The organism is Pantoea sp. C1E2, assembly GCF_056491465.1.
Window position 1 is genome coordinate 681,718 of sequence record NZ_JBSZHT010000002.1, and the last position, 24,195, is coordinate 705,912.

Genomic DNA, 24,195 nt, shown 5'->3' on the forward strand with positions numbered 1-24,195 from the left:
GCTGATTAATGAGAAGGGTAGCGGCGCGATTTATCGCGCGCACCTGAAGCGATATAAACGCTGACAGGTGCGCCATACATCACGCCGCGGCAACAACCTTAGTCCGCCGACTCGCGCATCATCTCTTGATGCGGGATATCCGACAGAATCTGCTCGAAACTGCGCAGACGTTTGTAGATCGACATCAGCTCGACCAGCGTTGACCACGACGAGATCAGATACTGGAACGACGAGCGCACCTGATCAAACACGTTGGTAATCTGGTTCAGTAAACCCAGCGTAATCGTCCCAGCGACAATCGACGGGAACAGCAGGAACAGCCCGAATACGTTATCGACTTGCAGATAGAGAATGCGGGTGATGTTGAAATAGAGATAGTGGAAATAGAGACGGAAATAGTTAAAGCGCACGCGGCTGAACAGCTCATTCACCGTCGGCGGTGACGCGCGATCGGCATTGTCTTCGCCATACACCAGCTCTTTACGATAGGCCGCTTCAACACGCTGATTGCGGAACTCCAGCCCCGGCAATTTGATCCCGACGATCGCCAGCAGCCCGGTACCAAACACCGACCACAGCACCGCCGCAATCACCAACGCATACGGAATATTGCCCAGCAATGGGATGTCTTTCACGTGATGTGACAGGGTGATCAGCACCGGCAGGAACGCTACCAGCGTCATGATTGCCTGAATAAAGCTTACGCCCCAATCTTCCAGCGTGCTGGCAAAACGCATGGTGTCTTCCTGAACACGCTGCGCGGCGCCTTCCACGTGGCGCAGACGCTGCCAGTTGTGCATGTAGTAGTTATTCATCGCGGTACGCCAGCGGAACACCCAGTGGCTGATGAAGAATGAGTTCATCACGCCAATCACCACCGCAATCAGTGCGATGCCTAAAAAGGCGAGAACTTGCTGGTAAAATTCAGCAATCTGCACCGATCCGGCTTTGGTTAAGGCTTTTTGAATCAAATCATAGAAGGGGCCATACCAGGCGTTGACCGCCACGCCGACCTGCACACCAAACCAGGTGACGAAGATGATTAAGGCTGCGCCCCACACTGACCAGCGCTGCCACGGATGGTTATCAATCACCTTCCAGGCAAGGGCAAAAATCGCCGCAACGATCCAGTAATAGGCATAGAACCAGAGTTGGCTTGGATGGATGAAACGGCTGGCATTGGTGGGCAGCGGCTGTTGCATCGCCGCATGCAGCGAAGGCCACAGTGCAGGCAGTTCATTGGCAAAGCCGAACCAGGCAAAAATCGCAATCAAACTCCAAATCGCGGCCGAGCTGAAAAACAGCGCTGGCCGCGGAAAATAGGACTTAAACATAGGCACTCCGCTGTTGTGTGTACTCTTTTATACCGCGTCAGACAGTGTTTTGTCTGTTGTGGGTTGTATCTGACGATGACAGCATCGCCGCTGCGATGTAAAGCGACGCTGTGAGTTGTTAAGTATTTTGTGCGCATTTGTTTCTGGAAACTAAATTAATAACAGTTGTGGTGTTACACTATGCGCACTGTTACCGGTAACAGTGACGCTGTATCCCTTAAGTCACAACTAAAAAAACAATACAACGCAACGAGTTAACTTTCATACCGCATTAGTGTGGTAATGAGGCAATGTCATGTCAGAACAAAAAAATGGTCACAGTCGCAGGGATTTTCTGCTGAGAACCATCACCCTGGCGCCAGCCATGGCCGTTGGCGGTTCGGCGATGGGCGCACTGGTGGTGCCAATGGCCGCTGGAGCAGCAGAGCAACCCGTAGCACCTCATCAGGCACGTGATTACCAGCCCACCTGGTTCACGGCGGAAGAGTTCGCCTTTATTACCGCCGCCGTGGCGCGCCTGATCCCCAATGATGAACGTGGTCCTGGCGCCCTGGAAGCCGGTGTGCCGGAGTTTATCGATCGTCAGATGAACACGCCGTACGCCACGGGCAGCAACTGGTACATGCAAGGGCCGTTCAACCCGGACCTGCCCAAAGAGCTGGGTTATCAGTCTCCGCTGGTGCCGCAGCAGATCTATCGTTTGGGCCTCGCCGATGCCGATGGCTGGAGCAAAAAACAGCACGGCAAAGTGTTTGCCGAGTTGACCGGCGAACAGCAGGATGCGTTGCTGACCGCTTTTGAAAGCGGCCAGGCGCAGTTCCCACAGCTGGCGGCCAAAACCTTCTTCTCCTTCCTGCTGCAGAACACCCGCGAGGGTTACTTCAGCGATCCGATCCACGGTGGTAACCAGGGCATGGTGGGCTGGAAGCTGATTGGCTTCCCAGGCGCACGTGCCGACTTTATGGATTGGGTAGAGCGCGGTGAACGTTATCCGTTCCCGTCAGTGGATATTCGCGGGGAGAGGGCGTAACCGTGGCAAATGAATTGAAAAAAGTAGACGCGGTGATCGTCGGTTTCGGCTGGGCCGGGGCGATCATGGCGAAAGAGCTGACCGAGGCCGGTCTGAATGTGGTGGCGCTGGAGCGCGGCCCGCATCGTGATACCTATCCTGATGGATCCTATCCCCAGTCGATTGATGAACTGACCTATAACATCCGTAAAAAGCTGTTCCAGGATTTGTCTAAAAGCACCGTGACCATCCGTCATGATGCCTCGCAAACCGCCGTGCCGTATCGCCAGCTGGCCGCGTTTCTGCCCGGCACCGGCACCGGCGGTGCAGGCCTGCACTGGTCAGGCGTGCATTTCCGTGTCGATCCGGTGGAGCTGAACCTGCGCAGCCACTATGAGCAGCGCTACGGCAAAAACTTCATCCCGGAAGGCATGACGATTCAGGATTTCGGCGTCAGCTATGACGAGCTGGAACCGTTCTTCGATCAGGCCGAGAAAGTGTTTGGCACTTCCGGCAGCGCCTGGTCGATCAAAGGTAAGCTGCAGGGCAAAGAGCAGGGCGGCAACCCGTACGCACCGGATCGTTCCAGCGCCTTCCCATTGCCTGCACAGAAGCGCACTTATTCAGCACAGCTGTTCGCGCAAGCCGCTGAATCAGTGGGTTATCATCCGTATGATATGCCGTCCGCCAACACCTCTGGACCGTACACCAACACCTACGGCGCGCAGATGGGGCCGTGTAACTTCTGCGGTTACTGCAGCGGTTATGCCTGCTACATGTACTCCAAAGCTTCGCCGAACGTGAACATCCTGCCGGCACTGCGTCAGGAGCCGAAGTTCGAACTGCGTAATAACTCCTACGTGCTGCGCGTCAATCTCACCGACGACAAGAAACGCGCCACCGGCGTGACCTATCAGGATGGTCAGGGACGTGAAGTGGTGCAGCCGGCGGATCTGGTGATCCTTGCGGCGTTCCAGTTCCACAACGTGCATCTGATGCTGCTGTCGGGCATCGGCAAGCCGTATAACCCGATCAGCAATGAAGGTGTGGTGGGTCGTAACTTCGCCTATCAGAACATCTCCACCCTGAAAGCGCTGTTCGACAAGAACACCACCACCAACCCGTTTATTGGTGCGGGCGGTGCGGGCGTGGCAGTGGATGATTTCAATGCCGATAACTTCGACCATGGGCCGTATGGCTTCGTCGGCGGTTCCCCGTTCTGGGTGAACCAGGCGGGCACCAAGCCGATCTCGGGTCTGCCAACGCCAAAAGGCACGCCAAACTGGGGTAGCCAGTGGAAATCGGCCGTGGCGGACACCTATAACCATCATATTTCGATGGATGCACACGGCGCGCACCAGTCGTATCGCGCCAACTATCTTGATCTCGATCCGAACTACAAAGATGTTTATGGCCAGCCGCTGCTGCGTATGACCTTTGACTGGCAGGACAACGACATCAAGATGGCGCAGTTTATGGTCGGCAAGATGCGCAAGATCACCGAAGCGATGAACCCGAAAATGATCATCGGCGGCGCTAAAGCCGCAGGTACGCACTTCGATACCACCGTGTATCAAACCACGCACATGAGCGGCGGCGCGATCATGGGTGAAGATCCGAAAACCAGTGCGGTGAACCGTTATCTGCAGAGCTGGGATGTGTCCAATGTGTTTGTGCCAGGTGCATCGGCATTCCCACAGGGCCTCGGCTATAACCCAACCGGTATGGTGGCGGCGTTGACCTATTGGTCAGCGAAAGCCATTCGTGAACAGTATCTGAAGAGCCCCGGCCCATTGGTTCAGGCATAAGGAACACGGCGATGATCAAAAGCATTTTAGCCCTGTTTCTGGGCACGATGACGTTCGCCGCAGTGGCGGACGAAGCAGGTTCGGACGCACTGGTGAAGCGCGGTGAGTATCTGGCACGCGCGGGTGACTGCGTGGCGTGCCACAGCACCGCGGGCGGCAAGCCGTTTGCCGGTGGCTTACCGATGGCGACGCCAATTGGCACCATTTACTCCACCAACATCACGCCGGACAAAGCCACCGGTATTGGTGACTACAGCTACGACGATTTCCAGAAAGCGGTGCGTCACGGCGTGGCGAAAAATGGCGACACGCTCTATCCAGCGATGCCTTATCCGTCTTACGCGGTGGTCAGCGATGACGACATGCAGGCGTTGTATGCCTACTTTATGCATGGCGTGCAGCCGGTGTCGCAGGCTAACAAAGACAGCGACATTCCGTGGCCGCTGTCGATGCGCTGGCCGCTCTCCATCTGGCGTGGCATCTTTGCGCCAGACGTGAAAGCGTTCCAGCCAGCCGCGCAGGAAGATCCGGCGCTGGCGCGTGGTCGTTATCTGGTGGAAGGTCTGGGTCACTGCGGTGCCTGCCATACACCGCGTAGCATCACCATGCAGGAAAAAGCGCTGACCAACGGCGAAGGCAATGATTACCTCTCGGGTAGCAGCGCACCGATTGATGGCTGGACGGCCAGCAATCTGCGTGGCGATAACCGTGATGGATTAGGCCGCTGGAGCGAAGACGATCTGAAGCAGTTCCTGCGCTTTGGCCGCAACGATCACACTGCCGTATTTGGTGGTATGACCGATGTAGTGCAGCACAGCCTGCAGTATCTCAACGACGAAGATATCAGCGCGATTGCTAAATATCTGAAGTCGCTGGGTGCGAAGGACGCCAGCCAGACGGTGTTCACGCAGGATGATGCGGTCGCGAAAGCGTTGTGGAAAGGCGATGACAGCCAGCCAGGTGCCTCGGTGTATGTCGATAGCTGTGCGGCCTGTCATAAAACCGACGGCAGCGGTTATCAACGTTTCTATCCTGCACTGCGCGGTAATCCTGTTGTCATGGCGGACGATCCAACCTCACTGATCCACATCGTGCTGGTGGGCGGCACCTTGCCTGGCGTGCAGGGCGCACCCACTGCCATCACCATGCCGGCGTTCGGCTGGCGCATGAACGACAACCAGGTGGCGGATGTGGTGAACTTCATCCGTGGCAGCTGGGGTAATGGCGTGAAGTCGACGGTGACGGCGAAAGATGTGGCGAAGCTGCGTAAGGATGAAGCGGTCGAGTCGAAGCAGGGCAGCGCGGATATTAAGGTGCTGGAAGGGCAGTAAGCCAACACTGCGTTGTAAAGCACGATAAATCGCGCCGCACCAGATCGCACTGATCTGGTCGCGGCGCAATTTATTGTGCGGTCATTAAATATTTTCCAAATCTAAACCTGCAAAACCGCACCCCATCCCTGTAGGGTGCGCATTCATGCGCATCGTTTCACCGACCTCACTGGCCCAATGAAGGATTCATACGAACCATTGCATTAATTGTGTTCTACACCTCCTCAACATTAAATCCCTACAAGCCTTGTCTCATTTTTCATCCCTCTCATTGCAAGGCCATTGTTAAGCGCACATAATTCCGGTTTATGAAATTATAAAAATTAATTATTTTATAAACCAACGGAGGTCAGTGTGTTTGGAGAACGTTTATTGCGCGCGCGCTCCGCTGCGGGCTTATCCATGAAGCAGTTGGCTGAGAAAGCGGGCGTCAGTGCCAACATGATCAAGAAATACGAGCATAACGAAAGTATGCCGGGATCTGCCGTACTGGTGAAAATGTCGCGTGCGCTAGGTGTGCGAAACGAATACTTCTTCCGCCCGACGACGGTTGCACTGAAAAATATTGAGTATCGTAAACGCCAGACGCTATCAGCCAAAATGCTGGCGCAGATCCATGCTGATGTGATTGATCAGGCTGAACGGTGGCTAGAACTTGCCAATTTGTGGCCTAACTTTCCTGTTCCAATTTATGCTCAACCTCAGCTGCCTGCTGGGCAGGTTGAGAACTATGAGCAGATTGAAACGATTACCGATCACGTTCGGCTGCAGTGGGGACTTGGCCAACAGCCCATTAACCACTTGATTGATGTGCTGGAAAGCCATGGGATTCTGGTGATCGTCACGGATGTCGATCACTCAGACAAGTTTGATGGTTGTCAGGCGATGATTGACGCCATACCCGTTATCGTTATTTCTGCTAAATGGCCCGGCGATCGCCAGCGGTTTACCCTGGCGCATGAACTGGGGCATTTGATTTTACAGGGCCGCCTTGCATCTCATATTAATGAGGAGAAAGCCTGTCATCGCTTTGCGGGAGCTTTGCTTTTTCCTGCGAGTGCCATGTTTCAGCACTTTGGTCGCCGGCGTGCTCGTCTTGAGGTGCAAGAGCTTTACCTGCAAAAAATGGACTATGGGCTGAGCATGTTGGCCTGTGTTTACCGCGCTGCCGATCTGAGCGTGATAACTGAGGGCAAGCGCAAAGATCTGATCATGATGTTCTCTGCGCGCAAATGGCGAAAGCAGGAACCTGGTGAACAGGTCGCTCGCGAGAGCACTACGCTTTTTCCACAGTTAATCTTTCGAGCGCTAGGAGAAGGGATTATCAGTGAAGGTAAAGCGGCTGAGCTGATGGGCGTCTCGTTAGTCACCTTCCACCGCGAGCGACAGTTGGGGTGGTCGGATGATCATTCTCATCAGTGATGCCAACATTTTAATTGATGTGGAAGAGGGCGATTTGTTAGATGCGCTCTTCGAATTGCCCTACCAATTTACCGTGCCAGATTTACTCTATTTTGATGAACTTGAAACCCACCATGCCGATTTGCTTGATAAAGGATTGGTCATTGGAGAATTAAGTTCAAACACAATGATGTACGCCACAAAACTCATTGAGCGTGTGCGTGGGCCCAGCCGCAATGATTGTTTTGCGTTAGCCCTGGCTAAACAGGAAATCTGTCAGCTATTAACCGGTGACAGAGCGCTTAATCGAGTTGCCAGAGAAGAGGGTATAGATGTTCGTGGAACGCTTTGGGTTGTGGAAGCAATGATTGAGCATCAGATCATTACAGTGGATGGCGCGCGCCGGGCTTATTGCCAAATGCGAGACAGTGGCAGGCGCTTACCATGGGATATTGCCTTCGCGCAGTTAGACAAATTCGCGAAATAGTGGGCGGCTATATTTCCGCCCACGGTCGATCGATTACTCAGATATTCTCCAAATCCAACCCGCGCGTCTTCGGACCGTAAATCCCCACTGACAGCATCACCATCAACATGCTCAGTACGATAAAGGCGATCACCCCTTCGCTGCCGGCGTACTGCAAAATAATACCGATCAAAATACTGCTGAATACCGTCGACAGGCGGCTGAAGGAGTAGCAGAAGCCGACTGCGCGAGCGCGAATATGCGTTGGGAAAATCTCTGTCTGATAAGCGTGATAACTGAAGGTCAGCCATGCGTTGCTGTAGGTGATCAGGAAGCCACAGATGACCATCATCACCGGATTGGTCACTAACGCGAACAGCGTGCCGAATACCACGGTCATCAGGGAAGAGAGAACGATCTGCCATTTGTTCTCGATCTTATCGGCATAGCGGCTGCAAATCAGTGAGCCCAGCGGATAGGCCAGGGTAATAAAGAACGCATACAGCAGGCTGTGAGTTACGGTCGCACCTTTGCCGGATAACAGCGCAGGCAGCCAGTTGCCAAAGCCGAAGAAACCAATCGCCTGGAAGAAGTTCATCACTACCAGCATTAGCGTGCGCTTGCGGTAAGCCGGGGACCAAATCTCGCTGAAGCGGCCTTTTTTTGGCAGCGCTGCTGCGGCATCGCTGTTGGAGAAATCTTCGCCCGGCGCAATACCGCAGCGTTTTTCCATCTCGCTCAGAACCTTGTGTGCTTCCTGATGACGGCCCTGCTGCGCAAGCCAGCGCGCCGATTCCGGCAGGTTTTTACGAATCAGCCAGATCACCAGTGAGCAGACCGCACCGGCAATCACCACCCAGCGCCAGCCCTCAAGGCTGAGAATAGTTTGCGGCACCAGCCACCATGACATCAGCGCTACCGCCGGTACCGACAGAAACTGGATAAAGAATGAGTAGGCAAAGGCGCGGCTGCGCAGATGAGCAGGCACCCACTCAGACAGATAGGTATCGATGGTTACCAGTTCAACGCCGAGGCCAATTCCCACCAGGAAGCGGAACAGGATGATCATCTCAGCGCTCTGCTGGAAGGCCATCAACAGTGAGAACACGCCGTACCACATCAGCGCACACATAAAGGTCAAACGACGACCAAAGCGGTCAGCGTAAGGTGCGAGCAGGCTGGCACCGAAAAACAGGCCGAGAAAAGTGGCTGAGGCGAAGGCGGCCTGGTCAGAAAATCCCAACACGCCTTCTGAGCCGGTATGAAACACCCCGGCAGCCATCAGGCCAGAGCTGATATAACCGGTTTCAAACAGATCGTAGAGCTCAAAAAAACCGCCCAATGCCAGCAGCGTGATAAAACGCCACAGGCCTGCGGAAGAGGGCAGTGCGTCGATGCGTCCGGCTAAGGTGCGGCGATCCGCTGCGATGTGATCGTTCGCCATCCCTGTCGAAGTGATTGTTGTCATTATTGGATAAACCTCGGTGTTTGCAGAACTCGCACGGTTGTAATTGGTTTTAAATATAATTAACCGTTAGCAAGCGAAGGAATAGCAGGATAATCAATTCATCGCGGGTTGCCGAGAGGGGCAACGGTGACATTTTCGCAATCTACGTTGCAGTTCACAGAAGTGTGATCGCCGTCCATGGCGAAGGGGTTAGTGCAGGCTGGGGTAAACGCCTGGTCCAATCGGTAAACCCAGTGCGTACCATGCCAGCAGCAGTATGATCCAGCTGATAAAGAACACCACCGGATAAGGGAAGATCAGCACATAGTAGGTGCCAAGTTGCGCATCTTTTTGGTATCGCTGCAGGAATCCAAGGAACAGCGGCAGGAACGGCGACATCGGTGCGAGCGGCAGCACGGCGGAATCCGCGATGCGGAAAATCATCTGTGCAAAGGCCGGGTGGAAGCCGAGCAGCATAAACATCGGCACGAACACCGGCGCCAGAATCGACCAGATGGCCGAGCCGCTGGCAATAAACATGCACAAGAATGCCGACAAGAACATCAAACCGAGGAACGCAGGCGCGCCGCTGATGCCGGCACTTTCCAGCATATCGGTCAAGCCGATCGCCATGAATTTGCCCATGTTGCTCCAGTTAAAGAAGGCGACAAACTGCGACAGCGGGAACACCATCACAATAAAGCCCGCCATGCTCTTCATCGGATCGACCAGCAGCTGTGGGATGTCATCTGGGCGGCGAATCTGTTTGGTGACGGCGCCGTAAGCAATCGCCACCACAAAGAAGAACAGGATGATGATCGGCACAATGCCCTGAATAAACGGCGAAGGAATGATGCCGCCGGTTTTCGGGTTACGGAGTGGGGCATGTTCCGGCACCACCAGCAGCGCCATCAGCGCGATAAACACCAGCGCGGCAATGCCCGCAGCACGCAGGCCGCGATTTTCCAGGGCGGTCAGCGGCGGCAGGCGATCGTGATTGCCGCCGTTCCACACCGGAAGACGCGGCTCGACAAACTTATCGGTGAGGATGGCCCCGACAATGGTCAGCACAATCACCGAGCTGGCCATAAAGAACCAGTTATCGATCACGCTAACGTGCACGGTATCGCTCACGGCTTTCGCCGCTTCGGTACTGATGCCCGAAAGCAGCACGTCGGTGGTGACGATCAGCAGGTTGGCGGTAAAGCCTGAAGCGACACCTGCGATGGCGGCCAGTAATCCCGCTACCGGATGGCGACCGACGGCGAGGAAGATCAGTGCGCCGAGCGGCGGCATCACCACCAGTGCGGCATCGGACGAGATGTGGCTGAAGAAGGCGATAAACAGCACCATATAACTGGCGTAGCGACGGCTGACGCGTGAGGCCATCTTTACCATCAGCGATTGCAGCAGGCCGACTTTTTCCGCCAGGCCCGCACCAATCACCAGCGCCAGAATCGAACCCAGTGGCGTGAAGCCGCTGAAGTTTTTGATGATGTTAGGCAGAATCCATTGAATCCCCGCCACGCTCAGCAGGTTGTTGACCCGCACCATTTCGCCATTGGCGGGATTTTTCACCGCCAGATCGAAGTAGCTGATAATGGCGGTGGCGACCATCAATACCACGATCAAATAGACAAACAGTAAGAACGGGTTGGGTACTTTGTTGCCGACCCGCTCAATCCAGCTAAACAGCTTCCCTGGGCTGCGGTTCTCCGTGGTCACTTCCATCGGTCATTCCTCGTCATGTCTGTTGTATTTGCATGCCCGCGTTGGGGCTGTAATTTTTATAGTGTTTTGGATATTTCTGGGCGCATAAATGCGCCCCCTACAACTACGGTAAACCTACAATTGCGTTGCCCCATAACTGCGGCAAACCTACAATTGCGGTACAACCCATAACTGCGCTCAAGCCCCGTAGAGTGCGCATTTATGCGCACTGAACCGGAGCACCGCGTTTATTTCAGGATGACAATTTTGATGGCGTCACATCCGCCGGAATCGGGCAGCTGTAAGGCTGCTCGCTGCGCACGCGCTGGAACTCCTCGCGGCAGCGCGCCAGCGCCTCGTCGTCCTGCAATAAGGTCAACGCGGTGGCGGCCATCACTTTGGCGGCCAGGCACATACCTTTGTGGCCCAGCGAGGTGCGGCCCTGCGCCACCAGTTGCCAGGTGTGCAACGGCGTACCGAAGGCAAAGCAGGGCGCAAAGCACTGCGCGGTTGGCGTCACCCAACTCACATCGCCGACGTCGGTTGAGCCATACAGCAGCTCTCGCGTCACGGCATAGGGCGCAACCTCATCCATCAAAATCTTGTCGCCCAGCGCTTCTGTCCAGGCCATTCCCGCCTCGCCGCCGGTGCGTGCCGCGTTCAGGCGCGCATTGCGCAGATCGTCTTTGGTCAGCGTGGCACGGATCTCTGCCGCGAACAGTTGTTCCTCCGCGCTGTACTCGGGCAAGCCAAACTGATGCAAGTTACGCTCCATCACTGCTTCCAGCGCGCGATTAGGTACGTAATTAGAGCAGGCTTTATCGAAGCGCACCGTCATGGTGGTGTCGGTCATCAGGGCCGCGCCTTTGGCGATATTGATCACCCGCTGATAAATATCCTGTGCCTGATCGAGTTCTGGCGCGCGGATCAGATACAGCACTTCGGCATCGGCTTGCACCACATTGGGGGAAACGCCGCCGGTGTTGGTCACGGCGTAGTGCACGCGCGCTTCCTGCACGATGTGTTCGCGCAGGAAGTTGGCACCGGTATTCATCAGCGTCACGGCATCCAGCGCACTGCGGCCCAGATGCGGCGAGTTGGCGGCGTGCGCGGCAACGCCTTTGAAGTGAAATGCGGCCTGGATGTTGGCCAGCGTGCTGAGGTTGAACATGCCGCTGAAGCCTTCAGGATGCCAGGTGACAGCCGCATCGACATCGTCAAACAGCCCTTCGCGTACCATAAAGGTTTTACCTGAACCGCCTTCCTCGCCCGGACAGCCGTAAAAGCGCAGCGTGCCACGCTGGCCGTTCTCCGCCCACCAGGCTTTGATGGCGAAGGCGGCAGCCAGTCCGGCGGTGCCCAGCAGATTGTGGCCGCAGCCGTGCCCGTTGCCGTTTTCTACCAGTGGCTGCGGCGTGGTGCAGCCTGACTGCTGGCTCAGACCGGCCAGTGCATCAAATTCACCCAGGATGGCAATCACCGGCTTACCGCTGCCGATGCTGGCGATAAAGGCGGTATCGATGTTGCCGACGCCGCGCTCAACGGTAAAGCCTTCCTGCTCCAGCGCATCGGCCAGAATGGCAGCAGACTGTGTCTCCTCAAAGCGGGTTTCTGGTACGTCCCAGATGGCATCGCTGAGAGCGGTAAAGCGTGGCTGGTTGTCGTTGATATAGCGATCGATAAAGTCGTGATGGTTCATCGTTGGCCTCCAAACTGTGCCTGGTTCAGCGCCAGGGTTGCCAGGGTTTGCACGGCCGTTGCCATAATGGCTTCGTCAAAGTCGAACTTCGCGTTGTGGTGCCCAGCCGCCAAATCGCAGCCGAAGATCACATAGGATGACTGACCGCCGCGCTGCTGCACGCGCTCCAGCATGTAAGTCGCATCTTCCGAACCTGCCGCCTGCTTTTTGGTATCCACCACCGAGGTAAAAATCCCCATCGCATCGGCCTGCTGGTGGATAAAATCGACCCACGGCTGGCTTGGGGTACAGCTGCGCGCGCCGCCCATCAGTTTGATGTCGTACTCAACGCCATACATCGCCGCCGCGCCGGAAATCACGCGCAGGGCTTGCTGATAGATATCGTCGTTGACCTGATTGCTGACGCCACGGGTCTCAACTTTCATCAGGGCATAATCGGGCACCACATTGCGTCCGGAGCCGGCCTGCAGTACGCCGACGTTGACGCGTGCGACGCCGCCGCTGTGTTGCGGAAGGTTGTGCAGCGCCAGTGTCGCCTGGGCAGCGGCCAGCAGGGCATTACGACCCTCTTCCGGTTTGCCGCCCGCATGCGCGCCGACGCCGGTAAAATTGACATCCAGTTTGGTGGTCGCCAGAAAGCTGTCGCTTCCGCAAACGATTTCGCCTGCGGGCACGCCTGTACCAAGATGGATTGCGGTAAACAGATCCACATCATCCACCACGCCTGCGGCCACCATCGCTTTCGCACCGCGTACACCCTCTTCGGCAGGCTGGAAGATGATTTTAATCGTGCCACTAAGCTGATCTTTCATCTCCATTAACACGCCCGCCAGCGCCAGGCCGATAGTGGTATGGCCGTCGTGTCCGCAGGCGTGCATCATGCCGGGGTTGCAGGAGGCAAAGCCTTCACGAGTGGGGATGTGGTCGGCATCACGGCTTTCGTTCTGGTCCAGCGCATCCATATCGACACGGAAACCCATCACCGGGCCAGGACGACCAGTCTCCAGCGTGGCGACCACGCCGCAGAAGCCGCCGGAGAAATGCGAGATCCACTGTGGCAGTGCGCCTTGCTCCAGTGCACGAGCTTCCTGCTGCGCCAGCACGTCATCAGAAGGCAAACCCATGCGCGCATCGGCATCGATCACATCACGACCCAGCTTGAGCTGATAACCAAGACGATGCAGCTCTTCTGCCACTATGGTTGCAGTACGGAACTCCAGCCAGCCCGATTCGGCAAAATGGTGCAGATCGCGACGCCAGCTTTGCATCTGTGGAATCCGCGCGTTGACGAGGTCGGAGAGGGTTTTCATCGGCATATCCTTTGTGTTGGTTTTTTATGCATTATCCCGAATCTACACAATGGTATTGGTGCGCATAAGATGCGAATATCTTGTCACTGATAAACAACGGTTATCACAAAAATCATGGCTGCCAACCTCAAACTTCATCAACTGCGCGCCTTTGTCGATGTGGCGCGTCAGGGCAGCATTCGCGCTGCCAGCCGCTTATCGGGACTTTCACAACCTGCACTGACCAAAGCGATTCAGGAACTGGAGCTGGCGCTCGGCGCGCGTTTGTTCGAACGTCGTCAGCAGGGCGTCACGCTCACTGACATTGGTGATAACTTTTTCCGTCATGCCAGTCTGGTGCTGGAAGAGTTACGCGTGGCGCAGGAAGATATTCAGCAGCGCTTAGGCCTGGCGGGTGGCCGGGTCAATATCGGCGTGGGCGGCAGTATTGCGCGCACCATCATGCCGCAGGTGATCACTCAGTTTCATCGAGAATATCCGCTGGTGAAGGTGCGTATTGTTGAGGGGCAGTTGGTGTCGATGGTGCATGAACTGCGGCAGGGCGCGCTGGATTTCACCATTAATACTTACGATCAACATCATCTGGATCAGGAGCTGATTTTTGAGCGGCTAATGGAGCGTGACTATCAGGTCGTGATGCGTAAAGGCCATCCGATGGCGCATGCCCGCTCACTGAATGAGTTGCAGCATTGCGACTGGACGATGCCGACACCGCAGGGCAGTTATTATCGGTTGCTGCACGATCTGTTTGGAGAACGCGGCATGGCACCGAAGATCGTCGTGACCTGCGAAACCTTTATGGCCTGCACCAGCCTGGTGGCAAAGAGTGATTTTGTCAGCATCATCTCGCGTGACGTGATCGAGGATCCGACGCACGGTGGGCAATTGATTGCCCTCGATCTTGACGATCCGCTACCCAAAGCCACCTTCTATTTGATCCAGCGAAAAGACACCGCGCTGACGCCAATGAGTGCTTACATGGCCCAACTGTTCCGCCGCTATTGTCAACAAAGGTAAGAGTGCGGCCTGGCTCGCAGCTGATTAATTATTGCGCACTACACTTGCACTGGACGTTCCAATTGTGGAGAACTGACCATGCAAATTACTCCCTATGTTTTTTACAACGGTCGCTGTGAAGAGGCGATCGCCTTCTATCTCGCGGCCACCGACGGCGAACTACTGTTTAAAATGACCTTTGGCGATATGCCTGATGAAACTACCGTCGAAGATGAAGGCTGCCCCTCTGGCGTGACCTTCTCGCCTGAACAGATCATGCATGCCCATCTGCGCATCGGGCAGGGTGAATTGATGATGAGCGATGGTGCACAGCAGGCAAGTTATGCCGGTTTTTCCGTGAGTTTATCGACGCCGGATGAGGCGCAGGGCAAGCGTTGGTTTGATGCGTTATCCGCAGGCGGAGAGGTGACGAAAAAGTGGGAACCGACGTTCTGGGCGCACGGTTTCGGCATGTTTACCGATAAGTTCGGCGTGCCGTGGATGGTAAATGCGTACAAGCCGCAGATTTAAACCGGAGCAGTTTGTGACCAGGTACGCATAAATGCGTACCCTACAAGGTAGGGTCGCCATTGATGGCGACCTGGTATTTATACGAATTAGAAGTTGTAACCCACGACCAGGTAGTAACCCCAGCCCGTTGATTTCACTTCAAACGGACCATTGCCGAAGTTCAGCTCCTGCCCATCCGCCCACTGACCGCCATTGTGGAAATAACGTGCCACGGTAGAAACGTGCCAGTGATCGTAGTTCAGCGACAGAATGTGGCTGGACGCGATAGAGTTGCTGGTGCGTGATGGACCGGTCTCGTCGCGCAGATCAGAACCCCAGTCGAAGTTGGTGAAGCCGATATAGCTCAGCTTGCCGCCCCACAGATCGGTAATCGGCACAAAGTATTTCACCTTGAAGCGATAGCCATCCCAGCTGTTTTCGTTTGCTGCACCGTAGTTCTGCCACTGGTATTTGGCATACACGTTCAGTGACAGGCCGATATCGCTGTGGGTATCAATGTCGGTACCCAGACCCATGTACCAGGTGTTCTGACGCTGAGAAGCGTTACGACCCATGTCATAGATGTAGTTGTTCGCGAAGTACCACTCTTTAAACGGACCAAATGCCAGGCTGGTGCCGGTCAGTTTATCAATCGAGAAACGCGGCTCAATTTCCATGAACAGCGGCGAACCGTGGTCGAAAATACCGTTGGCGTTGCTGTTACCCGCGCCAAAGAAGTTGGTCAAATCCGCATAGCCGTAGAAATCGAACCAGTCTTTTTTGGCAAAGGCTTCGTATTCGAGATACACGTCATTGTTGAACTGTGGACCGAAACGGGTGTGATAGCTGCCCACCACGTTAACGCTCTGGTGCCACCAGTCGGAAAGATACTGCGGATCGCTGTCTGCCGCTTGTGCCGCGCCGGTCCAGCTGCTGGCCAGTAAGGCCCCTGCTATCAATGCTTTAAATTTCATTATTTTATTAACCACATGCTAGTGATCGCCGCAGATGCGTCGCGATCGAGTGAAAGCGATCCCAGGGGATGGGCCGTGAGTTGTTTTTTAACCGGTCTAAATCGCCGAATTTTCAAGTGTGCGTAATGTGCCTGTAACAGAGCGATAGGAAATAGATTTTGATCACGTTTGTCAAAAAGTGTTGCATTTTGATTCACTAAAAATGTGACTGTGATCACATAAATGCCGTGTGGCGAACGGAACCCCGCAACCGTTTACGTTGTCGCGAACAACCGCAAAGATGGCAGATGCAGAAAAAGAAGGTAGCGGCACGATTCATCGTGCGCCTTTGGGATTTGACGGTGGAAAATGTGTGGTTTATTGGGTATGGCGATTTTGAAGAGCAAAAGACGCAATACGTTGTGCCGCTACCGCACTTGATATTCAAGGCGGTAGCGGCACGTTGGTCATGGCAAGGTAACACGCACCTGCAGGCCGGAAATTTGCCCCTGGGCGTTATGGCAGTTCGACAGCGCGACCTGCATCTGATGCTTTTGCGCTACGCTGCGCACAATTGACAGACCCAAACCGCTGCCTTGCGCCTGAACATCTGGCGAGCGGGTGAAGCGGTCAAACGCGCGTTCAATAAAGGACTCCGGCATGCCTGGCCCGTTATCGACAATATCCACCACGGTGTGATTGCCCACGCGATGCAATAGCACATCCACCAGGCTGCCTTCCGGCGTGTGCAGCATTGCGTTGCCGATCAGGTTATCGAACAGGCTCCGCAAATCGGAACGGCTGGCGTGCAGGCGGTAGTGCGTGGTGCCGTTAAAACCGATATCAATGCCGCGCTTATCCGCGACCACCATCAACTGCTCGATGCTCTCTTTTAGCAAATCATCGAGCTGGATAGTTTCCACCGTTGCCACCACCGACTGATCTTCCTGGCGCGAGATATTCAGCAACTGCGTCACCAAATGGCGCGTACGCGTGACGCCCGCTTCCAGTTGATCGAACTGGCGGCTGGCTTCACCTGGCTGAATATGCTGGCGCAGATTTTCAAGCTGTAAGGTGACGGCTGTGACCGGCGTGCGTAACTCGTGCGCCGCATCTTCAAGGAACTGTCGCTGCGATGACCAGGCCGCGCGGAGTTTATCCAGCAGTGAGTTATAAGCATCGACCAGCGGCAGCACTTCATCCGGCAGGCCATTTGGTGACACCGCGTGCGGATGCATGGTCTCCTGAGCCGCAATCTGGCGCGAGGCAACGCGTAAATCTCGCGTGATGGCGCGTACCACCAACCAGATCACCAGCAGTGAGAGCGGCATCATCAGCATTAAGGGAATGATGGCGGACAGCACCCGCTTCACCATCAAACTCTTCATGTAGCCGATGTTGTGCAGTACCTGAATATTGCCGATTTCACTGCCCAACTCACCGGGCCGGGTGTAGACGCGCCAGTCACAATCGTCCCCACAGTCACCGACTTTAAGATCGGACCAACCTTTTTTCGCCTGCAGTGGCGCCTGTAAGGCGGGCCAGGAGCTGGCGCGCAGCTGATTATTGGTGTCCCACAGCTGAACGATGTAGGTGCTCTTCAGCTTCTCTTGCTGCATCACCATTGGCATCAGCGCGGGCATACGCTGGCTTGAGGACCAGGCATCGGCGATCTTGGCGAGCTGATCGTCCTTCATGGTGCCCATCATGTCGCCATAACAGTGGTAGAAATACCAGGTGACGCCGCCAATCATCGCCAGATGCAGCAGCACCAGGGTAGCGAGCAGTTTGTTACGCAGGGAGCGCATAAAAGTGAAAGGTTTCATATTGCCGGTACTCGCCAGCCCAAACCGCGCACGTTGCGAATCACTTCGTTATCGAGCTTGCGGCGCATGCCGTGGATCAGCACATCAACGGCGTTGCTGGTGACTTCTTCACCCCAGCCGTAAATGCGGTTCTCTAATTGTTCGCGTGACAGGATGGCTCCCGGTCGCTCCAGCAGAGCGTAGAGCAGGGCATATTCGCGTGCGGTGAGTTGTTCACGCTGGCCTTTATACAGTACTTCGCGCGTCATCATATCCAGCTGCACATCGCCACTGCCTAACAGGGAATCCGCCGCTCCGTGACGACGTCGGGTGATTGCACGCATCCGCGCCAGTACCTCTTGCAGATCAAAGGGTTTAAGCAAATAGTCATCGGCACCGCTGTCCAGCCCCTGAATGCGTTGTTGCACCGTGTCACGCGCGGTCAGCACCAGTACGGGCGTCATGTCGCCACGCGTACGCGCACGCTTTAACACGTGAATACCATCTTCACGCGGTAAACCGAGATCGAGCAGCACGCAGGTATAACCGCCTTCGGCCCAGGCATTGGTGGCAAATACGCCATCGCGTACCCAGTCCACCGACCAGCCCGCCGCTTCCAGCGCCTGCTGCAAGTTGGCGCCAATCATTTCATCATCTTCTACCAGCAGCACACGCATAGTGTTCTCCCAAACTGATGGACGCAGTGTAACCCTCAATTCTTAGCGCACAATTACACCCGTTTTCCCCCCTTGCTAATTCTGCGCTAATTTTCTGCTAATTAAGGGATAAATTTAACGCGCTACAGTGACTGCACTGGACATATTGTCGAAGCAGGAGGTTCCCATGAATCAGCGCGAATTTATCCGTAGTTTGCTGGACTGGATTGAAGACAACTTAGGTCACGATTTGCATCTGGATGAAGTAGCACGCCGTTCGGGATACTCCCGCTGGCACCTGCAACGTCTGTTCCGTCAGCACACTGGCTTTTCTCTGGCAGAGTACATCCGCCAGCGCCGCTTGACCGAGTCAGCGCTCACGCTGATTAACAGTGATGAAGCGATTTTGCAGGTGGCGATGAGCTACGGGTTTGATACGCAGCAGGCTTATACGCGTACCTTCAAAAACTATTTCAGCGTCACGCCGGGCCAATTGCGTCGTCAGCGCCGCGTTGAGCAAGAGCGTTTGCTATTCCCTCTGGCGGTGGCCAGTTGATTAATAACGTTGAGGTTGACCAGAGCAGAACACGTAGCGGCGCAATTTATTGCGCATTGGATCGCTAAGGACTTACGCGATAAATTACGCCGCTCCGCAATGTGCGCTGATTAAATTCGGTGCTTATTGCTGCTTTTACTTTTAAGCTGCTGTTCTCAGTTTGTTAACCATCAGAGAACATGGACAACAGCGACAATCTCACCGCTATGATGCTGTTTGCGCGCGTCGTTGAGCGGCAAAGTTTCAGTGAAGCCGCACGCACTCTCGGTGTTTCCAAATCGCATGTCAGTCGCGAAATCGCCCGGCTGGAAGTGCGGCTCGGCATCAAACTGCTGCAACGCACCACGCGTAAGGTTGCGCTGACGGAACTGGGTCAGGCTTACTACCCGTTTTGTACCCGCATGCTGGAGGAGATGCATCGCGCCGATGCTTTCGTGCAGCAGGTCCATCAACTACCCGCGGGCAACGTGCGCTTGCAGGCACCGATTACGTTTGGCTGCCAGTGCGTGGTGCCAACTCTCAATGACTTTATTCGCCGCCATATTCATATCAACGTTGATCTCGAACTCACCACCAGTGACGATCCGCAACCCAGCGCGGATGTGGCGATTGTCATTCGTGCGCGCGCGCCGGAAGTGGTGAATTATCGGGAACTGAGCACCATTGAATGGGGCTTGTACGCCACGCCAGAATATCTGGCGGCGCATCCTGCCATTGATCATCCAGAGCGCCTGACGCGGCATGATTTGTTGCTGTTCCACGGCCCCGCACACACTGCCGCACTGCCGTTTCGTCGCGATAAACAGCGGCTGGCGCTGGATGTGCACAGCCGTTTCCGTGCTAACAACAGCATGGCGCTGCTAAACGCGGCGCTGGCGGGAACCGGTATCGCTTATCTGCCCGCCTATATGACGCAAGAAGCGCTGGGACGCGGTGAAATAAAACAGGTGTTACCCGAGTGGCAAATGGATCGTTTACACAGCTATCTGCTCCTCAAAGAGCAACCGCACCCTTCATCCCCCGTGACGCTACTGTGTGATGCACTGATTAATGCGCTAAGCGACAGCTGACTGTTGTTATCTGGCAACAATACTGCGCTGGTGGGCAAATATCCGTCTTACCCTGTTTTCTGCGGTGCACCGCTGTTAGCCTGCTAAAAAAGCAAAAACAGGGAAATCACTATGTCGCAATCATCAACCGTGTTGGCGCCTGAGCAGCAACACTGGAAGCGTAATTTATTTGTCTGCGTGCTGGGTTCGTTCAGCACCATTGTGGCGATGACGCTGCTGCTGCCGTTTCTGCCACTCTACGTGCAGCAACTCGGCGTGCAGGAACCCGCAGCGATTGCGCGCTGGTCGGGCGCGGCGTATGGCGCCACCTTTCTGAGCGCCGCGCTGACGGCACCGCTGTGGGGCAAGTTGGCCGATCGCTATGGACGCAAACTGATGTTGATCCGTGCCAGCCTTGGGATGGCGATCGCCATGTCGCTGATTGGCATGGCGACTGCGCCGTGGCAACTGGTGGCGCTGCGTTTATTGGCAGGATTGCTGGGCGGTTATGCATCGGGATCGACCATTATGGTCGCGGCTCAAACCCCTAAAGAGCAAACTGGCTGGGCACTGGGCGTGTTGTCTTCCGGCATTATGGCGGGCAACGTGGTAGGGCCCTTGCTGGGTGGAGTATTGCCACCGCTGATTGGCATTCGCCACACTTTCTGGCTGACCGGCGCCGTAATTTTCCTCGCCTTCCTTGCCACGACTTTCTTGTTAAAAGAAGCGCCGCGTCAGCCGGGCAAAAAGGCGGCGCAAGCGCATGATGAGAATGAAAAGCCGATCAATCTGCCACTGGTACGGCTGATGTGGCTGTCAGGCATGTTGCTGATTTTTGCCAATATGTCGATTGAGCCGATCATCACGCTGTATATCGGGCAATTTGTGCAGGGTGATCATGCGATTACTGTGACGGCGGGTGTGGTGATGGCGGCGGCGGCGCTAGGCAGTATTCTCTCTGCGCCGCGTTTGGGCCGTCTGGCGGATCGGGTAGGGCATGGCCGCGTGCTGGTGTATGGATTAATGACCTGTGCTGTGCTGTTAATCCCACAGGCGTTTATCACTGAGGCCTGGCAATTAGTGGTGCTGCGTTTTCTGATGGGGATGGCATTGGGCGGCTTGATGCCCTGTGTCACAGCGCTGATTCGCCACAACGTGCCGCAGGGGCAGGTGGGCAAGATGCTGGGCTATTCGACCTCGGCGCAGTATGTCGGACAGGTATCGGGCCCGCTGTTTGGCGGTTTTGTTGGCGGCGCATTCGGCATGCAGCCGGTATTTCTCGCGACCTGTGTGATCATGGCGCTGTGCGCGCTGTTAAATGCGCGAGTGTTAAAGAAGCGGTAGCGACGCAATGCAGTGTGCTTCGAACAGCCCATAAAGCGTCTTCATGACTACGCAATACATTGGGAAGGGAAAGCTATTCCGGTAGTGAGACTATAAAAAAGGCGGGCTTCGCAGCCCGCCTTTGTCACCTCAAACCAGAAGCTTATTTAGCGTCTGGCAGTGCGTAGGCAATCACATAATCGCCCAGCTTGGTGCCAAACGAACCGTGACCACCCGCAGCGATGACAACGTACTGCTTGCCATCCACTTCATAGGTCATCGGTGTTGCCTGACCGCCCGCTGGCAGACGTGCCTGCCACAGCAGTTCACCGGTGTTGGTGTCAAATCCGCGCAGATAGTTATCCGCCGTCGCACCAATGAAGAACACGTTACCGGCAGTGGTAATTGGGCCGCCCAGCATAGGCATACCCATTTTGAACGGTACTGGAACCGGTGCGCTGTCGCGAACGGTACCGATACGTTTTTTCCACACGGTTTCGTTAGTCTTCAGGTCAACCGCTGAGACATAGCCCCAGGCCGGTTGTTTACATGGCAGACCCAACGGAGACAGGAACGGATTCAGCTCAACGCCGTAAGGTACACCGTACTGTGGCTGGATACCGGTTTCGGTACCTGAACCACCTTTGTCATCGGCTGGTGGCTCGATCGGGTTACCCGGACCGCGTGGCACCAGTTTAGAGACAAACGGCAACGCCATTGGGTTAGCAATCGCGATTTGACGATGTGGATCCACCGCGATACCGCCCCACTCGAACATACCGAGGTTGCCAGGGAACACCAGCGTACCTTGCTCAGACGGTGGCGTGAACGGACCTTCGTAGCGCAGACGCTTAAAGATTACGCGGCACACCAGTTGGTCGAACATGGTCGCGCCCCACATATCCTTGTCCGTCAGATTGTTCTTCGGACGGAAGGTCAGTTCGGAGTACGGCTGAGTCGGAGAAACGTGGTCACCTTTCGCGGCACCCTGTGGCACTGGCGTTTCCGGAGCCGGGACAACCGGCTTACCGGTACGACGATCCAGTACAAAGATGTTACCGGTTTTCGCCGGGGCATAAATCACCGGAACGGTGTTGCCATCTTTGTCAGTGATATCGGCCAGCGTCGGTTGTGACGGCAGGTCCATATCCCACAGATCGTGATGCACAGTCTGATACGACCACACCAGCTTGCCGGTGGTGGCGTTCAGGGCCAGTACGCTGCTCGCGAAACGTTCCTGGTCAGGCGTACGGTTACCACCCCAGATGTCTGGAGTCGTGACGCCCATTGGCAGGAATACGGTATCCAGTTTCGGATCGTAGACCGCCGGTGCCCAGGAATTCGGCGAGTTCATGGTGAAGGTGTGTTCATCATCTGGAATCGCATTTGGATCTTTCGCGCCCGGATCGAACACCCACAGCAGTTTACCGGTGTTCACATCAAAGCCACGAATAGCACCAGACGGTTCACGGGTAGAGTAGTTATCGGTGACCGCACCGGCAATCACGATAGTGGTATCCGTGATGATCGGTGGTGAAGTCGGCTCATACTGACCTGGGGTCAGCACCGGCTGTTTGTGCTGCAGATCCAGCTCACCGTTGTTACCGAAGGCGGCACAACGTTCACCGGTTTCAGCATCCAGCGCGAACAGACGACCGTCGTTCACTGGCAGATAAATGCGACGTGAACACAGCGCAGGCTGGGTGTTAGACGCATCCGCCGCAGCTGGCATTTCATGATAAGAAACACCACGACAGGTCACATGCTGGAAGGTTGGGTTCGGTTTTAAGCCCGGATCAAATTTCCACTTCTGCTTACCGGTTTTTGCATCCAGAGCAAACAGAATCTGGTGCGGTGAGCAGAGATACAAGGTGTCGCGGATTTTGATCGGCGTCACTTCGTCGGTGATTTCACCTGGGTCGTTCGGGGTTTTCAGATCGCCCGTCTGGAACTGCCAGGCAACCTGCAACTCTTTCACATTACCGCTGTTGATCTGCTTCAGTGGAGAGAAGCGGGTACCTTGCTGGTCACGCGCGTACGCAGGCCAGTCGGCATCCTTGATGTTGCTCAGTGGCTGCGCTTGCGGAGCATTATCAGCCGCCGCAGGAATTTCACCATTCAGCTCTTGCGGATCGTGGAACACTGCCCACGCCAGCACCAGCACGCTGGCAATCAGGGCAACGGCCATCAGACCCAATGCACCTTTTCCTGCGTGGTTCAGACCGCGATACACAAACGGCAGAATCAGCCAGATGCCGAAGATCACCAGCACATCGGTACGTGGTGCCAGCGCCCAGAAGTCGAAGCCGACTTCCCATACGCCCCACACCAGCGTTGCCAACAGCAACAGTGCATACAGCATGATCGCTGCACCGCTACGGCGCCACAGCAGAACAGCGGTGATCAACATAATCACACCGCCAATAACGTAGTACCAGGAACCACCAATTGCGGCTAGCCATACACCGCCTACCAGCATAAATGCGCCTGTGAGCAGTGCGAACAGCACCGTCAAAAAGCGAATCACGCCAAAAGATGAGGAAGCTTTCCCCATAATATTAACCTCTTTCTTTGCCATAAACTTAAAAGAAAACAACGCATTAGGATGTTTTCCGACATAGAGTACGAAGTGACTTAAAATGTTCGACCGCAGCGCTTCCGTTACGCCAGATGATCCCTTTGCGTTAAATTTTATCTTAAAAACGTTAACGGGTTTGATTTTTTTAGTGCTTTGCACTTATGGAATGGTAGTAGATCGACATTTTATGAGGGAATTATGGCGTTATGCCCGAAGAGATCGGGTCATAACGGCAAGAGGCGGAGTTTTGTGTA

The 24,195-nt window shown here is 55.3% G+C and carries 19 protein-coding genes; 10 read left to right on the forward strand and 9 right to left on the reverse strand.

Annotation, left to right across the window (positions count from 1 at the left end; genetic code table 11):
• Positions 1-98 precede the first annotated feature (98 nt).
• Complete coding sequence (gene sbmA / locus ACXI0A_RS03335) at positions 99-1,334, reverse strand: peptide antibiotic transporter SbmA (protein WP_100704323.1); 1,236 nt, start codon at positions 1,332-1,334, stop codon at positions 99-101.
• Between the two features lie 295 nt (positions 1,335-1,629).
• On the opposite strand from sbmA, the gene ACXI0A_RS03340 reads away from it, so the two are divergent.
• The 5 genes from ACXI0A_RS03340 to ACXI0A_RS03360 all read left to right on the forward strand — a co-directional run bounded on the left by ACXI0A_RS03340 (position 1,630) and on the right by ACXI0A_RS03360 (position 7,370).
• On the forward strand, positions 1,630-2,364 hold the full coding sequence (locus tag ACXI0A_RS03340; protein ID WP_084936066.1) for a gluconate 2-dehydrogenase subunit 3 family protein: 735 nt from the start codon (positions 1,630-1,632) through the stop codon (positions 2,362-2,364).
• A 2-nt stretch (positions 2,365-2,366) separates the two neighbouring features.
• Positions 2,367-4,151 (forward strand): GMC family oxidoreductase, encoded by a 1,785-nt coding sequence (locus tag ACXI0A_RS03345; protein WP_224932203.1) that lies wholly within the window; start codon positions 2,367-2,369, stop codon positions 4,149-4,151.
• Between the two features lie 11 nt (positions 4,152-4,162).
• Complete coding sequence (locus ACXI0A_RS03350) at positions 4,163-5,482, forward strand: c-type cytochrome (RefSeq protein WP_476150380.1); 1,320 nt, start codon at positions 4,163-4,165, stop codon at positions 5,480-5,482.
• A 354-nt stretch (positions 5,483-5,836) separates the two neighbouring features.
• Positions 5,837-6,904 (forward strand): helix-turn-helix domain-containing protein, encoded by a 1,068-nt coding sequence (locus ACXI0A_RS03355; RefSeq protein ID WP_476150378.1) that lies wholly within the window; start codon positions 5,837-5,839, stop codon positions 6,902-6,904.
• Positions 6,885-7,370, forward strand: coding sequence for a PIN domain-containing protein (locus ACXI0A_RS03360; protein ID WP_476150376.1), 486 nt, complete (start codon positions 6,885-6,887; stop codon positions 7,368-7,370). Before ACXI0A_RS03355 ends, ACXI0A_RS03360 begins: the two co-directional genes overlap by 20 nt.
• A 37-nt stretch (positions 7,371-7,407) precedes the next feature.
• Here ACXI0A_RS03360 and ACXI0A_RS03365 read toward each other — a convergent pair whose 3' ends face one another.
• The 4 genes from ACXI0A_RS03365 to ACXI0A_RS03380 form a co-directional block, all read right to left on the reverse strand.
• The gene (locus tag ACXI0A_RS03365) at positions 7,408-8,817 is read right to left on the reverse strand and encodes an MFS transporter (protein ID WP_224932211.1); all 1,410 of its coding nucleotides are present in this window, start codon (positions 8,815-8,817) and stop codon (positions 7,408-7,410) included.
• 189 nt (positions 8,818-9,006) lie between these two features.
• Entirely contained in the window at positions 9,007-10,527 is a 1,521-nt protein-coding gene (gene abgT / locus ACXI0A_RS03370; RefSeq protein WP_476150374.1) for a p-aminobenzoyl-glutamate transporter, read from the reverse strand.
• Between the two features lie 232 nt (positions 10,528-10,759).
• On the reverse strand, positions 10,760-12,205 hold the full coding sequence (locus ACXI0A_RS03375) for an amidohydrolase (RefSeq protein WP_476150373.1): 1,446 nt from the start codon (positions 12,203-12,205) through the stop codon (positions 10,760-10,762).
• On the reverse strand, positions 12,202-13,515 hold the full coding sequence (locus ACXI0A_RS03380) for an amidohydrolase (RefSeq protein WP_476150372.1): 1,314 nt from the start codon (positions 13,513-13,515) through the stop codon (positions 12,202-12,204). Before ACXI0A_RS03380 ends, ACXI0A_RS03375 begins: the two co-directional genes overlap by 4 nt.
• 114 nt (positions 13,516-13,629) lie before the next feature.
• Between ACXI0A_RS03380 and ACXI0A_RS03385 the strand changes: the two genes are divergently transcribed.
• Complete coding sequence (locus ACXI0A_RS03385) at positions 13,630-14,532, forward strand: LysR family transcriptional regulator (protein ID WP_224932219.1); 903 nt, start codon at positions 13,630-13,632, stop codon at positions 14,530-14,532.
• A gap of 78 nt (positions 14,533-14,610) precedes the next feature.
• The gene (yjdN, locus tag ACXI0A_RS03390; RefSeq protein ID WP_476150369.1) at positions 14,611-15,042 is read left to right on the forward strand and encodes a VOC family metalloprotein YjdN; all 432 of its coding nucleotides are present in this window, start codon (positions 14,611-14,613) and stop codon (positions 15,040-15,042) included.
• Between the two features lie 86 nt (positions 15,043-15,128).
• On the opposite strand, the gene ACXI0A_RS03395 is transcribed toward yjdN, so the two are convergent.
• From ACXI0A_RS03395 to ACXI0A_RS03405, 3 genes are all read right to left on the reverse strand, one after another.
• Entirely contained in the window at positions 15,129-15,995 is an 867-nt protein-coding gene (locus ACXI0A_RS03395) for a nucleoside-specific channel-forming protein Tsx (protein ID WP_039335850.1), read from the reverse strand.
• A gap of 446 nt (positions 15,996-16,441) precedes the next feature.
• Entirely contained in the window at positions 16,442-17,800 is a 1,359-nt protein-coding gene (locus tag ACXI0A_RS03400; RefSeq protein WP_224932223.1) for a sensor histidine kinase, read from the reverse strand.
• Positions 17,797-18,456 carry a response regulator gene (locus tag ACXI0A_RS03405; protein WP_034826805.1) on the reverse strand — a complete coding sequence of 220 codons (660 nt, stop codon included), beginning with the start codon at positions 18,454-18,456 and terminating at the stop codon, positions 17,797-17,799. The genes ACXI0A_RS03400 and ACXI0A_RS03405 overlap by 4 nt, the downstream gene beginning before the upstream one ends.
• Positions 18,457-18,622: 166 nt before the next feature.
• Here ACXI0A_RS03405 and ACXI0A_RS03410 point away from each other — a divergent pair, with 166 nt between their 5' ends.
• The 3 genes from ACXI0A_RS03410 (at position 18,623) to ACXI0A_RS03420 (ending at position 21,384) form a co-directional block, all read left to right on the forward strand.
• Positions 18,623-18,991, forward strand: a complete 369-nt coding sequence (locus ACXI0A_RS03410) for a helix-turn-helix domain-containing protein (RefSeq protein WP_034826803.1) — start codon at positions 18,623-18,625, stop codon at positions 18,989-18,991.
• A gap of 179 nt (positions 18,992-19,170) precedes the next feature.
• The gene (locus ACXI0A_RS03415) at positions 19,171-20,061 is read left to right on the forward strand and encodes a LysR substrate-binding domain-containing protein (protein ID WP_476150367.1); all 891 of its coding nucleotides are present in this window, start codon (positions 19,171-19,173) and stop codon (positions 20,059-20,061) included.
• Positions 20,062-20,172: 111 nt separating this feature from the next.
• On the forward strand, positions 20,173-21,384 hold the full coding sequence (locus ACXI0A_RS03420; RefSeq protein ID WP_476150365.1) for an MFS transporter: 1,212 nt from the start codon (positions 20,173-20,175) through the stop codon (positions 21,382-21,384).
• 142 nt (positions 21,385-21,526) lie between these two features.
• On the opposite strand, the gene ACXI0A_RS03425 is transcribed toward ACXI0A_RS03420, so the two are convergent.
• Entirely contained in the window at positions 21,527-23,917 is a 2,391-nt protein-coding gene (locus tag ACXI0A_RS03425; RefSeq protein WP_224932227.1) for a glucose/quinate/shikimate family membrane-bound PQQ-dependent dehydrogenase, read from the reverse strand.
• Positions 23,918-24,195 lie beyond the last annotated feature (278 nt).